General features: G+C 36.7%; 12 protein-coding genes. 8 read left to right on the plus strand and 4 right to left on the minus strand.

What is annotated here, in order from left to right; translation table 11 throughout:
• Positions 1–713: 713 nt before the first annotated feature.
• Positions 714–1,415, minus strand: a complete 702-nt coding sequence (locus AC3RVF_RS02920; RefSeq protein WP_489691201.1) for a DUF4294 domain-containing protein — start codon at positions 1,413–1,415, stop codon at positions 714–716.
• Positions 1,416–1,541: 126 nt separating this feature from the next.
• Between AC3RVF_RS02920 and AC3RVF_RS02925 the strand changes: the two genes are divergently transcribed.
• Complete coding sequence (locus tag AC3RVF_RS02925) at positions 1,542–2,627, plus strand: M42 family metallopeptidase (RefSeq protein WP_489691200.1); 1,086 nt, start codon at positions 1,542–1,544, stop codon at positions 2,625–2,627.
• Between the two features lie 235 nt (positions 2,628–2,862).
• Here AC3RVF_RS02925 and AC3RVF_RS02930 read toward each other — a convergent pair whose 3' ends face one another.
• Complete coding sequence (locus AC3RVF_RS02930; protein ID WP_489692695.1) at positions 2,863–4,260, minus strand: alanine/glycine:cation symporter family protein; 1,398 nt, start codon at positions 4,258–4,260, stop codon at positions 2,863–2,865.
• Between the two features lie 198 nt (positions 4,261–4,458).
• On the opposite strand from AC3RVF_RS02930, the gene AC3RVF_RS02935 reads away from it, so the two are divergent.
• Complete coding sequence (locus tag AC3RVF_RS02935) at positions 4,459–5,604, plus strand: acyloxyacyl hydrolase (RefSeq protein WP_489692696.1); 1,146 nt, start codon at positions 4,459–4,461, stop codon at positions 5,602–5,604.
• Complete coding sequence (locus AC3RVF_RS02940) at positions 5,601–6,959, plus strand: acyloxyacyl hydrolase (RefSeq protein WP_489692697.1); 1,359 nt, start codon at positions 5,601–5,603, stop codon at positions 6,957–6,959. The genes AC3RVF_RS02935 and AC3RVF_RS02940 overlap by 4 nt, the downstream gene beginning before the upstream one ends.
• A gap of 9 nt (positions 6,960–6,968) precedes the next feature.
• Here AC3RVF_RS02940 and AC3RVF_RS02945 read toward each other — a convergent pair whose 3' ends face one another.
• Both AC3RVF_RS02945 and AC3RVF_RS02950 read right to left on the minus strand, forming a co-directional pair.
• Positions 6,969–7,922, minus strand: coding sequence for a phosphoribosylaminoimidazolesuccinocarboxamide synthase (locus AC3RVF_RS02945; RefSeq protein ID WP_489692698.1), 954 nt, complete (start codon positions 7,920–7,922; stop codon positions 6,969–6,971).
• A gap of 3 nt (positions 7,923–7,925) precedes the next feature.
• Entirely contained in the window at positions 7,926–8,879 is a 954-nt protein-coding gene (locus tag AC3RVF_RS02950) for a PhoH family protein (RefSeq protein WP_489691195.1), read from the minus strand.
• Positions 8,880–9,077: 198 nt separating this feature from the next.
• Here AC3RVF_RS02950 and AC3RVF_RS02955 point away from each other — a divergent pair, with 198 nt between their 5' ends.
• From AC3RVF_RS02955 to dnaN, 5 genes are all read left to right on the plus strand, one after another.
• Positions 9,078–9,917, plus strand: a complete 840-nt coding sequence (locus tag AC3RVF_RS02955) for an SAM hydrolase/SAM-dependent halogenase family protein (protein ID WP_489691194.1) — start codon at positions 9,078–9,080, stop codon at positions 9,915–9,917.
• A 77-nt stretch (positions 9,918–9,994) separates the two neighbouring features.
• Positions 9,995–10,291, plus strand: a complete 297-nt coding sequence (locus AC3RVF_RS02960; RefSeq protein ID WP_489692699.1) for a putative quinol monooxygenase — start codon at positions 9,995–9,997, stop codon at positions 10,289–10,291.
• Positions 10,292–10,393: 102 nt separating this feature from the next.
• Positions 10,394–11,101: a gliding motility-associated ABC transporter permease subunit GldF gene (gene gldF / locus AC3RVF_RS02965; RefSeq protein ID WP_489691192.1), complete on the plus strand. Its 708-nt coding sequence runs from the start codon at positions 10,394–10,396 to the stop codon at positions 11,099–11,101.
• The gene (gene gldG / locus AC3RVF_RS02970) at positions 11,101–12,792 is read left to right on the plus strand and encodes a gliding motility-associated ABC transporter substrate-binding protein GldG (RefSeq protein ID WP_489692700.1); all 1,692 of its coding nucleotides are present in this window, start codon (positions 11,101–11,103) and stop codon (positions 12,790–12,792) included. The genes gldF and gldG overlap by 1 nt, the downstream gene beginning before the upstream one ends.
• A gap of 187 nt (positions 12,793–12,979) precedes the next feature.
• A complete protein-coding gene (gene dnaN, locus AC3RVF_RS02975; RefSeq protein WP_489692701.1) occupies positions 12,980–14,098 on the plus strand; it encodes a DNA polymerase III subunit beta in 1,119 nt (372 codons plus the stop codon).
• Positions 14,099–14,395 lie beyond the last annotated feature (297 nt).

A 14,395-nucleotide genomic window follows, 5' to 3' on the forward strand; every position in this document is an offset into this window, starting at 1 on the left:
TCTATAAAGAGCTCGACTCTCAAAAAAATCTCAGAAAATCTCACTTAGTTTAGTTTCTTTGTTGACTAACTACCTTTCGGTAATTAATCTACGCTGTCAATTTCAATATCTCAATGAACTTCTCTCTATACTATTATAGAGAGTTATTTTGTTGATGGAACGGAGTTGAACCGTTGCTAATACTACCTTTCATCTTGTTTCTAAGAGCGTGCTTATCTCTAAGCGGCTGCAAATATACAACTCTTTTTTAAACTCACAATGTTTTTTGAAAAACATTTGAAAAAAAATTTAAGAGCGAATTACTAACTTTCCCAACATCCTAGCTGCTGCTCTAAGCGGGTGCAAATATAACACCCTTTTTGTAACCGGCAATACTTTTTAAAGTATTTTTTTTCTAAATTTTAAAGAGCGTTTGCTTTGCAATTCTGAACAGCTATCTGTTCTGCTTAGCGGGTGCAAATATAGATCGCTTTTCGATACCCACAAACTTATTTATGGCTTTTTTTCGATGTTTTTTTTCAACAAATAATAAGGCTTTGAAAGCTACCATATTACCATTGAAAAAAAATTGAATTAGCACTAAAATCGGTTTTTAGCTGTCTAATAGTTCAATTCTGAACCGAACTCCCTCATACAACGAGGGTTGCCAAAAACAAAAAGAGCGAACTACAAACATAGCATGTTTTAAAATTCTGTGCAACTACCTGAAGGTCTTAGTTATTAACAGTCTTTTTGTTCCAAGCTGCCTTTAAATCGAGATAGTCAATGGGGAATGAAGGTTTTTGACGTTCAAGTATATTTTCTTGAAAGGATCTTTCTAAAATATCCTCAATTAAATAGTCTTCTTTTACGTCAAAGGGGTTGTATTCTTCCTTTAGAGAGATTTCAAAAAGGCTGGCTGTGGTGTTATACCAAAATGCCCGCCAGCCAGTGCGAAGCTCTTTTACAAGATCGAAAGCTGTGCGACCGGTTTGTCTGTGGATTAGTTTTACCAATATTTGCCCTTCGGTATGGGTCAATTTTTTAAGTTTTTCAGAAAATTCACCTTCAATATACTTTTGGATGCGTTTTGTATAGCGTCTTTTATCACCTTTTCTATCAATAGTTTTTAATCTTTCGGTCATAGTTGTTAAACGTTCGGAGGCTAATTTAGCATACGGATATACTTTTCGGGTTTTACGGCGAAGGATAAGATAACGTCTTCGGTCATCGGCTGAACCAAATTTTAATTTATTCAGCAGTATTACTTCATCGAGATCAATCATTTCTCGAGCTATAGTATCACCTTCAATTAGGTAATACATAACTTCGGAGGAATCTTTCTGTTTTTTTAAATATTCAGAATCTGTTTGCGCGTAAGTGGTGTTCAAACCGCAAAAAAGTATACATATATATATAGGTAGAAAAACTTTCATCTAAAACTGTTTTTTTAAAGCTTGGTTCTATCCAAGAACGCACCAAAAATAAGCAAATTGCACTGTTGCTCTTAATAAGAATTTGCTAATTTTACCAAACATATTTAATTTCAGAAAAATAGATTTATGACGACTTCATTATTGAATGACAATTCACTTAAATTTTTAGAAACCTATTTAAATAATGCAGCCCCCACCGGTTATGAATGGGACGGACAAAAGCTGTGGATGGATTATCTAAAACCTTATGTTGATGAATTTTTTACCGATACCTACGGAACGGCGGTTGGTGTAATTAATCCCGACGCAAAATTTAAAGTGGTTATTGAAGGCCATGCAGATGAAATTTCGTGGTACGTTAATTACATTTCAGACAATGGATTGCTTTATGTAGTTCGAAATGGCGGAAGCGATCACCAAATAGCGCCTTCAAAAATTGTAAATATTCATACCAAAAACGGAATTAAAAAAGGTGTTTTTGGTTGGCCGGCAATTCACACACGCGATAAAGCGAAAGAAGAATGCCCTAAACCAGAAAACATTTTTATAGACGTTGGTGCAAAAGATAAAGAAGAAGTAGAAAAAATGGATATTCACGTGGGTTGTGTAATTACCTACCCTGATCAATTCCATATTTTAAACGAAGACAAATTTGTGTGTCGCGCTTTAGATAATAGAATGGGTGGTTTCATGATTGCCGAAGTTGCAAGATTACTTCACGAAAATAAGGTTACGCTTCCTTTTGGACTTTATATTACAAATTCTGTACAGGAAGAAATTGGTTTAAGAGGAGCCGAAATGATTGCAGAACGTATTAAACCGAATGTTGCAATTGTTACCGATGTAACTCACGACACCACTACCCCAATGATTGACAAAAAAGTACAGGGATTGGCGGAAATTGGATGCGGTCCAGTAATAGCCTATGCTCCTGCTGTACAACAAAAACTTCGTGATTTAATTGTTGATACTGCCGAAAAGAAAATGATACCGTTTCAGCGTGCTGCACTTTCCAGAGCTACGGGAACAGATACAGATGCTTTTGCGTATAGTAACGGCGGAGTTGCGAGTGCGTTAATTTCGTTGCCACTTCGTTATATGCACACCACTGTAGAAATGGTGCACAGAAATGATGTAGAAAACGTAATTAAACTTATTTACGAAACATTGCTTAATATTAAAGACGGCGAAACCTTTAGTTATTTCGACTAGATTTTTTTAAGCGACATATTAATTATTAAACATTTAAAGAGGCTGTTTAAAAAGTAGTTTTGGATGTCTGTTCGAGCGCAGTCGAGAACTTTAGGTTTCTGACTTACAATCAGGTCTCGACTGCGCTCGACCGGACAAACCGATTAATTCTTATTTTTTAGACTGCCTCTTTCTTTTGAATATTATTGAAGAAAGTAAGCCCGAGTTGATGTAGGTGAAATCGGCTTTTTAATTTTTAAATATCTTTCTCTGAAGATATTCTATGCTGCTTTAGTTTTTCGAAATAAATCTTTGCTTCTTTTATCACTCTAGGTGCAAGAATTACGGTTGCCGTCATTGTTGGAATTGCCATTAATGCGAAGAAAGTATCGATTAGATTAATCATCATACTTAACGAAGTTGTAGCACCTACGAGTATACTTAGAATATAGAAGTAATTATAAATACCCTTGTTTTTTGCTCCAAAGAGAAAAGACATACACTTGCTTCCATAATACGAATATGAAAAAAGCGATGAAATACTGAAAATAGCAATACAAGCTAGTAAGCCATATTTTCCGAAGACCGGCATACTTTCTTCAAATGCCGAAGCTGTTAAGCTAACGCCATTTGCGTCGCTAGTTTGCCAAACGCCCGTAACTAAAATTGCCAGTGCGGTAAGTGTACATATTATTAAGGTATCAATTGCAGGACCCAACATTGCTACTAAACCTTCGCGAATTGGTTCGTTTGTTTTTGCTGCACCGTGCGCCATTGGCGCTGTACCTATCCCCGCTTCGTTTGAAAATGCACCGCGACGAATTCCTAATAGAATAATACCACCTATAACGCCTCCCAGAAATACATCTCCTTTAAAAAAGTTTGCCGAGAAAGCATCTGTGAAGATTAAGCCCAAGTATTTTGGAACTACATCAATATGAACGCCGAGAATTATAACAACCAGTGTGAAATATAGTAAGACCATAGCGGGAACCATTTTTGAAGCAGTTTTACTAATACGCCCAAGACCACCCAAAATAACTATTCCGGTGATAATAGCTAAAACAATACCTATCATTAAATCTGTTTTAAAACCGTAATAAAGTCCGGCGGGTTTTAAAAGTATATCGTTAATTGCTTGTGTAAGTTGGTTTACATTAAAAACCGGCAGAGCACCTACCAATCCTGCCACGCTAAAAAGAATAGCCATAGGCATCCATTTTCTTCCTAAACCTTCGGTTATAAAATACATTGGGCCACCTTGTATCTTCCCTTCGCTATCTTTTCCGCGGTAAAGTATTGCTAGTGTTGCCGTAAAAAATTTAGTAGACATACCAATTACAGCACTAACCCACATCCAGAAAACTGCGCCCGGACCACCAATGGCGATGGCTACGGCAACTCCTGCAATATTCCCCATTCCAACGGTTGCAGAGAGAGCCGTTGTTAATGCTTGAAAATGTGTGATTTCACCAGCATCGCTTTCGTTGTCATATTTTCCACGTAGCACTGCTATAGCGTGACCTAAGTAGCGAAATGGTAAAAATCTAATTCTTATTATAAGGTATAAACCACCTCCAATTAACAGTATTAAAAGTGGCAAACCCCAAGCTGCGGAAGCCATTTCAGCGACAATATTGTCAATTTTTTCCAAGTGCTAGTTTTAAAGTTTTAACGAATGTAGTGTTAAAATTTTTAAAATTAAAAGGGAAATTGTTTCTTGCAGCATCAAATGAAAATACAACTAACCATTTATTTTATTTTTGTGTCTTTTTTTACATTCGCTCAGACTGAGTCGGATTGGAAAAAAGGTGCGTTTTCTTTTAATCCTGAATTTCTTTTAGGATTAACTATGGAATCCAACGACGGTTTTCCCGATACTAAATTACAGAAACAACTACTTCTAAGCTTTGGACGCTTCCACGAAAATAATCCGCAAGAATGGGCGCAGCGACTTAAAGGTCCAAAAACGGGTATGTCTATTGGAATCACCGATTTTGGAAATCTGGATAGTTTAGGAATAGCCATTACTGCAATGCCCTTTATTGAATTTAAGGCCTTTGGCAGCACTCGCTGGAAAGTAGTGGCTGCAATGGGCGCTTCCTATTTCACTAAAAAGTTCGATGCCGAAACCAATCCGCAGAATCAAGCAGTTACCACAGATCTTACTTGGGCGTATAGAATGTATTTATATTATCAATTTTTAGGGACAAAAAATATAGATTGGCGAATGGGTTTGGGCTACTCCCACCACTCCAACGGACATACTCGCTTACTGAACCAAGGTTATAATTCATTTTTGGTTAGCCTTTCGGCAGATATAAAAAATCCATTAAATAATCCTGAAAACACTACTGTTGAAGCGCTTCCAACTTATAACGAAACCGTTTATAGCTATTTCGCGCTACGCGGTGGATTAGGACAAAATGTTTTCGCGTTGGCATTCAACGACAAAGAGAATGTTTACACTATTGCTGGAGAATACGGCCGTGTTTACAACAATACATTTAAAATTGGAGTAGGTTTTTACTATCGTTTTTACCAGCATTATTACGATTATATTGAAGGAAATGAATCGTTGGTGCAAGCTGGGCGCGAGTTCGATTATTTCAGAAGTAATTCTTGGTATTACGCTTCCAATTTAGCAATTACAGTTCACGGCGAAATATTCCTAAATCACTTTGGGATCGATCTTCAATTGGGTTATAATTTGCATAAACCTGCATATAAAATAGATTGGCGCATTAATCAAGGTTGGGACAATCCTCCGCGAGAAATTCCGATAGGGTGGCTTTTAGGAGAATTTGACGGAAGTTTTAAAAAGAAGAGCCGAATTTCCTCCAGATTGGGGTTAAAATATTACCTAATTGGAATGGAAAAAGCACCGAAAAACAACTTTTATATAGGCGCCCATCTTAATGCAAATTTAGGGCAGGCTGATTTTACCGAATTTAGTTTTGGTTATGTGCACAGTTTTAATCATAAATCGAAGCAGTGATAAAACGTTTATTTCTAAAGTTCTCAAATAAACGTTTTCTACTCGCTGGTCGGTTGCTTTTTGGCACCCAAAAATACTTTCATTATTACTTCAAAATACAGCTGTTCATTTTTTTCTTTTTAATTACGTTTTCATCAATTGGTCAATCTACACCTAATTGGATTGATAATTCGTTATTTTTTAATACCGAATTACTCTTCGGAGAAACGCAGGAAGCGAACTTTAATTTCCCCAGTACAAAGACACAAAAGCAGCTGATTTTTAATATTGGTAGGGATCAATCTGAAAATTCACAAGAATGGACTCAACGATTAAAAGGTCCACAAACGGGCTTTTCCTTCGGCATAACAGATTTTGGAAATCGGGATAGTTTGGGGCTGGCTTTTTCGTTTATGCCATTTATAAGGTTTAATGCTTTTAGAAGTAAAAAGGTGAGTGTACTTGCTGGAATGGGAACTTCCTTTTTGACTGAAAAATACGATGCCGAAAAGAACCCGAGAAACCAGGCCGTAACTACCGACTTAACTTGGGCTTGTAGATTGTTTTTGTACTATCGGCTTTTCACAACAGAAAACATTGATTTACACTTAGGTTTTGGTTATACACACCACTCTAATGGCCATATGCGCTTACATAATAAAGGGTATAATTCATATTTATTTAGCATTTCTACAGATATAAAAAGCCCTACAAAGGACATGGTAGAGTTAGGTGAGGAAGAGGTTATCACGTTAAAGAATAACGTTTACAGTTACTTCACTTTACGCGGGGGGCTTGGTCAAAATTCTTTTGCTTTGGCTTTCAATGAAAAAAAACATGTGTACACTTTTGCTGGCGAATACGGTCGTATCTACAATAACACACTAAAACTTGGGATTGGTTTTTACTACCGATTCTACGAACATTATTACGATTATATTAAAGGGAATGAATGGCTAGTGCGGAGTGGAAGGGAGTTTGATTACTTTAAGAGTATGCCTATATATTATGCAACCAATATAGGTGTAAATTTTAGCGGTGAAATTTTAATGAACCATATAGGCATAAATTTGCAGATTGGAGTTAATTTACACAAACCCGCCTATAAAATGGAATGGCGAATAAATAAAGGTTGGGAAAACACTCCAAGAGAAATTCCAGAGGGATGGGTACTCGGTAATTTTGATGGTTTTTATAAGTTCAAAGAACTATTATCTGGGAGGCTGGGCTTAAAATATTATTTACTTGCTACAGAAAAGAACCCTATAAACAACATATATATTGCCGCACATATCAATTCAAATTTAGGGCAGGCAGATTTCTCTGAAGTAAGTTTAGGGTATATCTACAGTTTTAATTTTCAAGAAGATATTTAAATTAAAAACTTAGCGTTTAGAAAAATAGCTTAAAATATTTTTTTCAATACGTTCGTGAATATTTGAAACATCTGCTTTTATAAACTTTTCGCCTGTAATGTTTTCGTATAATTCAATATATCTTTCTGAAACGGTTTCGATATATTCATCGCTCATTGGTGGAACCTTTTGTCCTTCTAAACCCTGAAAACCATTTTGAATTAACCACTGACGAACAAACTCTTTTGAAAGTTGTTTTTGAGTTTCATTATTATTCTGACGTGCTTCATATCCTTCGGCGTAAAAGTAACGTGAAGAATCTGGCGTATGAATTTCATCAATTAGTACTATTTTTCCGTCTTTTGTTTTACCGAATTCATATTTAGTATCAACCAAGATTAATCCTCTTTTGGCAGCAATTTCACTTCCGCGTTTAAAAAGTTTTCGCGTATAATCTTCAAGTTGAAGATAATCTGCTTCCGCAACTATTCCTCTTTTCAGAATATCTTCGCGTGAAATATCTTCATCGTGATCGCCCATTTCGGCCTTGGTGGCGGGAGTAATTATTGGTTCAGGAAATTTATCATTCTCCTTCATTCCTTCAGGCATTGCGATGCCACAAAGCATTCGTTTTCCCGCTTTATATTCGCGAGCGGCGTGGCCACTCATGTATCCTCGGATTACCATTTCAACTTTAAAAGGCTCGCAAGCTTCGCCAATGGCAACGTTTGGATCTGGAGTTGCAGTCAACCAATTTGGCACCACATCTTCAGTATCGCGCATCATTTTGGTCGCAATTTGGTTTAATATCTGTCCTTTATACGGAATACCTTTTGGCATTACCACATCAAAAGCGCTAAGCCTGTCTGTAGCTACCATTAAAAGTTTGTTGTTTTCTAACGTATAGACTTCGCGCACCTTTCCGTGATAAACACTTTTTTGTCCGGGGAAATTAAAATCTGTTGAAATTATTGTGTTACTCATTATTTAATCTACGTTTTCAATATTCTTGTAAGCCGCAATCACCTCTTTTACTAAACGGTGGCGGATTACATCTTTGTCGTCTAAATAAACCATTCCAATTCCTTTCACGTCTTTTAAAACTAGTAGTGCTTCCTTTAATCCTGAAGTTACACGACGCGGTAAATCTATCTGTCCTGGGTCTCCGGTTATCATGAATTTTGCGTTTTTTCCCATTCGGGTTAAAAACATTTTCATTTGTGCGTGGGTTGTATTTTGGGCTTCGTCTAAAATTACAAATGCATTATCCAGCGTACGGCCGCGCATAAATGCCAAAGGCGCAATTTGAATAACTCCTGTTTCAATGTGCGACGCCAGTTTTTCGGCAGGAATCATATCGCGAAGCGCATCGTATAACGGCTGCATATATGGGTCCAGCTTTTCTTTTAAGTCGCCCGGAAGGAAACCTAAATTCTCACCGGCTTCTACCGCAGGTCTGGTTAATATTATTCGTTTTACTTCTTTTTCTTTTAAAGCTTTTACAGCAAGTGCCACACCGGTGTAGGTTTTACCCGTTCCCGCTGGGCCAACTGCAAAAACCATATCGTTTTTACCCATAAGCGCTACGAGTTTGCGCTGGTTTGCGGTCTGTGCCTTAATAGGTTTTCCGCTTAAACCGTGAACAATTACTTCGCCACTGCCTGCAGGTGCTTCGTATTCTTCTTTATTTCGGCTTAACAAAACGCGTTCAATAACGTTTTCGTCTAGTTTATTGTATTTGGCAGTATGCTCTAAGAGCATCATAATTCGCCTATCAAATTCTTCCAGCACATCTTCATCGCCATATGCTTTGATTTTGTTACCGCGTGCAACGATTTTCAGTTTTGGAAAATATTTTTTAAGAAGGTCAATATTAGCGTTTTCAAGACCGAAGAAATCCCTTGGGCTAATCTCTGTAAGTTCGATGATAAGTTCGTTCAAATGCTGTATATTTTAGACGTGAGTTATGCTACGTAAAAGGTGTTATATTAAGGTGTAATTCACTGTCAATATTATATAAAAATATGATCAATAATGTTACGGCAGAATAATTTTTTTATTAATCAAAAATAGTTTTGCCACTAACAAAAGTAACTTATTTTTGTGGTAACCTTTTAAGAAAATATCAACAATCCATTTATGGCTATAATTACACTTACTACTGACTTCGGAGAGAAGGATCACTTCGTTGGCGCAGTAAAAGGGGCTATTTACACGGAAATGGAAGATGCGAAGATTGTTGATATCTCTCATTACGTTTCGCCCTTTCATTTGCACGAAGCTGCATATATAATCCAGAATGCATACAAAAGTTTTCCGCTGGGAAGCATCCACATTATTGGGGTAGATTCTGAGTTAAATCCTGAAAATAAGCACATTGCAGTTTTTATGGATGGGCACTATTTTATATGTGCTAACAACGGTATTATTTCAATGTTAACTTCAGAAATTCGACCAGAGAAAATTGTTGAAATAAACATTCACGATCGAATAATAAGTAATTTCCCTGTTTTGGATGTTTTTGTGAAGGTTGCTGGGCACATTGCCAGAGGTGGAACACTAGAGGTAATTGGCAAAAACATTACCGAAATAAAAGAATTAACAGGCATACGCCCTGTAATAAGCAACAAAGAAAGTCAGATAATTGGTAACGTAATATATATTGATAATTACGGAAACGTGATAAGTAATATTACTAAAAAGCTTTTTGAAGAAGTAGGGCGCGGAAGAGAATTTATAATTGCTGCACGTAACGCGAAGTTTTCAAAAATACACACTCATTATAGTGACGCCATAAATTTTAACCACGCCCCAGAAAAACGTGAAGAAGATGGAAAAAGGCTAGCGCTTTGGAATTCATCACAATTTTTAGAACTTGCAATTTACAAAAGCAATCCTACTTCGGTGGGTGGCGCTTCTAGCCTATTTGGGTTAGAATTTAGAGATACTATTACGGTTAATTTTAGTTTAGAAACATAAATTCATATTTTAAATAAACGTTTTTATCGAATAGTGAAAACGGTGCTTCGGCTCCGCTTAAACCTTAAATTAGTTATATGTTCACAAGAATTGTAAAAATGGATTTTGAAAAGGAGAACATTCCTGCTTTTCTGGCTAATTTTGAAGAAGTAAAAAAAAAGATCCGCAATTTTCCAGGTTGTGCTTTTTTGGAACTTTACAACGATAAGAATAACGAAACAATCTATTTCACTTACAGCCGTTGGAATAAAGAAATAGATCTAGAAAATTACAGAAACAGCGAACTTTTTAGAGAAGTCTGGAGTGTTACAAAACCAATGTTTAAAGCGAAAGCTGAGGCTTGGAGTGTGGATACTGTGGCGAGGCTTGAGTGAATAGGTAGTAGGTTGTAGGTAGTAGGTTTTAGGTTTTAGGTAATAGGTTGTAGGTAATAGGTGAAAAAATAATGGCGGTTTTACGCTTGGGATAAAAAACAAATGTTTACAATAATAAAACGCGAAATAAACTCTTTCTTTTCCAGTACCATTGGGTATATGGTGATTGCGGTTTATTTAGTGATAAACGGTTTATTTCTGTGGGTTTTTGGTGGAAATTTCAATATACTCGATTCTGGATTTGCAGACCTCTCCCCCTATTTTGAACTCGCTCCGTGGGTTTTACTATTTTTAATTCCCGCTGTTTGTATGCGTGCTTTTAGCGACGAAATGAAAATGGGCACTTTAGAGTTGCTACTCACCAAACCAGTGTCCTTAAAAGATATCGTTTTAGGGAAATATTTTGGCGCAGTAATTCTAATTATCATCGCTCTAATTCCAACAATTTTATACGTTTTCGCCATTTCTGAATTAGGAAACCCGCCTGGAAATTGGGACGTTGGCAGCACTATTGGTTCCTACATTGGATTACTATTTTTGGTGTTAGCTTATACCTCAATCGGCATATTTTCTTCCACGCTTTCACAGAATCAAATTGTGGCTTTTATAATTGCCGTGTTTCTGTGTTTTGGGCTTTATTACGGTTTTGATGGCTTTACTTCCACCTCTTTTGATATCTCACAATTTGGAATGAAAGCGCATTTTGACAGCGTTTCACGCGGAGTTTTGGATACTCGCGATTTACTTTACTTTTTGAGCGTTACCGTATTTTTTATTGCATTAACCATTTTTAAATTGAAGAAGCTATAATGAAAACTTCAATTAGAAAAAATATCGTTTCGCTGGTTGTGTTAATTGCAGGTTTAATCCTGTTGAATATCGTTGGCAATTATTTCTACAAACGTTTCGATCTTACACAGGACAAGCGTTTCACACTGTCTGAAGAGGCGAAACAAATAGTTGATCAAATTGATTCCCCACTTATTGTGGATGTTTTTTTGAAAGGAAATTTCCCGCCAGAATTCAAAAGGCTGCAAAGTGAAACGGAACAGCTTTTAGAAGAATTCTCATCATATAATTCAAATATAAAGTTTGAATTTATCGATCCCACAGAAAAGGGTAACGAAGCTTTTCAAACGCAATTTGAAAAATTTGGACTGACTCCTGCACAAGTTTCAGTTACCGAAAGCGGCAAACAGAGTACCGAGCTAGTTTATCCGTGGGTACTAGCACATCACGACGGAAAATCTGTGAAAATTGGTTTGCTGAAAAACCAACTTGGCGCTACTTCCGAAGAAAGAGTAAACAGTTCGCTACAAAACTTACAATATGCTTTCGCCGATGGTTTTAAAAAACTGGCTTCAGAAAAGTCTAAAAAAATAGCAGTATTAAAAGGAAACGGAGAATATGACGATCGTTACATTGCCGATTTCTTTGCAAGCCTGCGGGAATATTATTTTATAGCTCCTTTCACTTTAGATTCTGTTGCTGCAAGTCCAGAAAAGACTTTGCAAGCCTTGGAAGGTTTTGACTTAATTGTTGCTGCCCAGCCCACAGAAGCATTCACCGATAATGAAAAATATGTGCTGGATCAATATATAATGAACGGCGGCAATACCCTTTGGTTACTGGACGCAACCCAAATGCAGACAGATACTGTTAGCGGCAATGCTTTCGCTTTTGGAAGGGATTTAAACTTAAACGATTTCTTCTTTAAATACGGCATCCGTATCAACCCTAATTTGGTGAAAGATGTGTATTCGGCCCCAATTGTTTTGGCGAGTGGCGATGAACGAGAATCCCAATACAATCGTTATCCGTGGTTTTTTAGTCCGTTGAGTAGCAGCACGAATAGCCACCCAATCGTTACAAATATTGAGGCGGTAAAATTTGATTATGCCAGTGCAATAGATACACTTCCAAATAACATTAAAAAAACAGTATTGCTTTCTACTTCACCAATTTCTAAAATCGTGGGACTCCCCTTCCCTATTGACTTTGATTCAGAAATACCAAAGAATTTGCAGATAGTAAATGAAGGACCTAATCCTGAAGAATACAACGCTGGCGAAGTTCCGCTGGCTGTATTGCTGGAAGGAAAATTCACTTCAGTTTATAAAAATCGGGTGAAACCAATTAAACTTGACGGCATAAAAAATATAGATGAAGGTAAATCTGCTAAGATGGTAGTAATCAGCGATGGCGATGTAATTAAAAACCAAATGCAGGGCAATCGGCCGCTTGAACTTGGCTTCGACAAAATGACGAATCAGTTCTACGGAAATAAAGAATTTCTGCTAAATACGGTTAATTACCTCCTTGACGATAGTGGACTTATAAACATTAGAACGCAGCAAATTGCAGTACCTTTTCTCGATCCACAAAAAACTGTGGAAGAGCGAAGCAAGTGGCAAGTGCTTAATATATTGTTACCGTTGGGTTTACTGGCTATATTCGGATTTGTTTTCACCTATTATCGCAAACGAAAATACACCCGCTAAATGTTGATAAGTTTGTTTTAACAAACACTTCAATTGAAATATATTTGTACTTCGGCTTCGAACAGTAAACTGAACGAATCCTTTGAATTATCAAGAAGTTTGACAGGTTCGCCAATCTTTTACGCTACTATAAATTAGACGTATGGGGCGAGCATAATTGAGAATTATTTCATAAAAAACACACATAATGAAATTCATCGTATCGAGTTCCTATTTATTAAAACAACTGCAAGTTTTAGGTGGTATTATTAACAACAATAATACGCTCCCTATTTTAGATAATTTCCTGTTCGATTTAGACGGAAAATCCCTTACTGTTTCGGCTTCCGATTTAGAAACTACCATTTCTTCAAAATTAGAAGTGGAAAGTACTGAAAAAGGTTTGGTTTGTATTCCAGCAAGACTTTTGCTAGAAACGCTAAAAACCTTTCCAGAGCAACCATTAACTTTTACGGTTGAAGACAACAATACTATTGAAATAAGCAGCAACCACGGTAAATACGCTTTAGCATACGCTAGTGGCGAAGAATTTCCCAATGCTGTTGAATTAAAAGATCCTTCGGCAACAATTGTACAAGGCGATGTGCTTGCAACAGCTATCAGCAAAACAATTTTTGCTTCAGGGAACGATGATTTAAGACCTGTAATGAGCGGTGTTTTCTTTCAGTTTTCAACAGATAATTTAGTGTTTGTAGCGACCGATGCACACAAATTAGTGAAATATACCCGCGACGATATTAGCGCTACACAAACTGCGGAATTCATAATGCCGAAAAAGCCATTAACGCTTTTAAAGAGCATTCTTGCAGGTAGCGAAGAAGACGTAACTATTGAATATAACGATAGCAACGCAAAATTTGTTTTTGAGAATACAGAAATGGTTTGTCGTTTAATTGATGGAAAATACCCGAACTACGAGGCTGTTATTCCGAAGGAAAACCCGAACAAGTTGGTTATTGACAGAAATCAATTCTTGAATTCTGTACGTCGTGTTTCTATTTTCTCTAGTAAAACAACGCACCAAATACGTTTAAAGATTGCTGGTGCAGAGCTTAATATTTCTGCGGAAGATATAGATTACAGCAACAAAGCTGAGGAGCGTTTAACTTGCGACTACCAAGGTGATGATATGCAAATTGGTTTCAACAGCCGTTTCCTTACTGAAATGCTGAATAATCTTACAAGCGATGAAGTTTCATTAGAAATGAGCCTTCCTAACCGTGCAGGAATTCTTACTCCTGTAGATGGATTAGATGAAGGGGAAACTGTTACAATGCTTGTAATGCCAGTGATGCTGAATAATTAAAAGCCTTTTTAACTTACAAATATAACGGAAGAACTAAAAGGAGAGCTTATGCTTTCCTTTTTAGCATTTCAGTATGTAATGAAGGTTCTGCTAGTTATTTTTCCAAAGATTAGATAAACTCTTATAAAATATATTCCAACTGTGGACAACTATAACCAGCATAGAAATCCATTTTAGACGGTATTGCGCGTTATAATAGCAGAAAGCAGTTCTTCAGCATTCAAGTTTGAGCACAGTTAATATGTATTTGGATATATTAATTTTTTACGTAGTTTTAACAAAGCATTAAGCCTCTCC

The sequence above is a fragment of the Aequorivita sp. IT1183 genome, from assembly GCF_058068265.1.

What these genes read in the sequence shown, in the direction of transcription:
- AC3RVF_RS02920 (WP_489691201.1), bottom strand. Translation starts at nt 1,415, where the DNA reads ATGAAAGTTTTTCTACCTATATATATATGTATACTTTTTTGCGGTTTG.
- AC3RVF_RS02925 (WP_489691200.1), top strand. Translation starts at nt 1,542, where the DNA reads ATGACGACTTCATTATTGAATGACAATTCACTTAAATTTTTAGAAACC.
- AC3RVF_RS02935 (WP_489692696.1), top strand. Translation starts at nt 4,459, where the DNA reads ATGGAATCCAACGACGGTTTTCCCGATACTAAATTACAGAAACAACTA.
- AC3RVF_RS02945 (WP_489692698.1), bottom strand. Translation starts at nt 7,922, where the DNA reads ATGAGTAACACAATAATTTCAACAGATTTTAATTTCCCCGGACAAAAA.
- AC3RVF_RS02955 (WP_489691194.1), top strand. Translation starts at nt 9,078, where the DNA reads ATGGCTATAATTACACTTACTACTGACTTCGGAGAGAAGGATCACTTC.
- AC3RVF_RS02960 (WP_489692699.1), top strand. Translation starts at nt 9,995, where the DNA reads ATGTTCACAAGAATTGTAAAAATGGATTTTGAAAAGGAGAACATTCCT.
- gldF (WP_489691192.1), top strand. Translation starts at nt 10,394, where the DNA reads ATGTTTACAATAATAAAACGCGAAATAAACTCTTTCTTTTCCAGTACC.
- gldG (WP_489692700.1), top strand. Translation starts at nt 11,101, where the DNA reads ATGAAAACTTCAATTAGAAAAAATATCGTTTCGCTGGTTGTGTTAATT.
- dnaN (WP_489692701.1), top strand. Translation starts at nt 12,980, where the DNA reads ATGAAATTCATCGTATCGAGTTCCTATTTATTAAAACAACTGCAAGTT.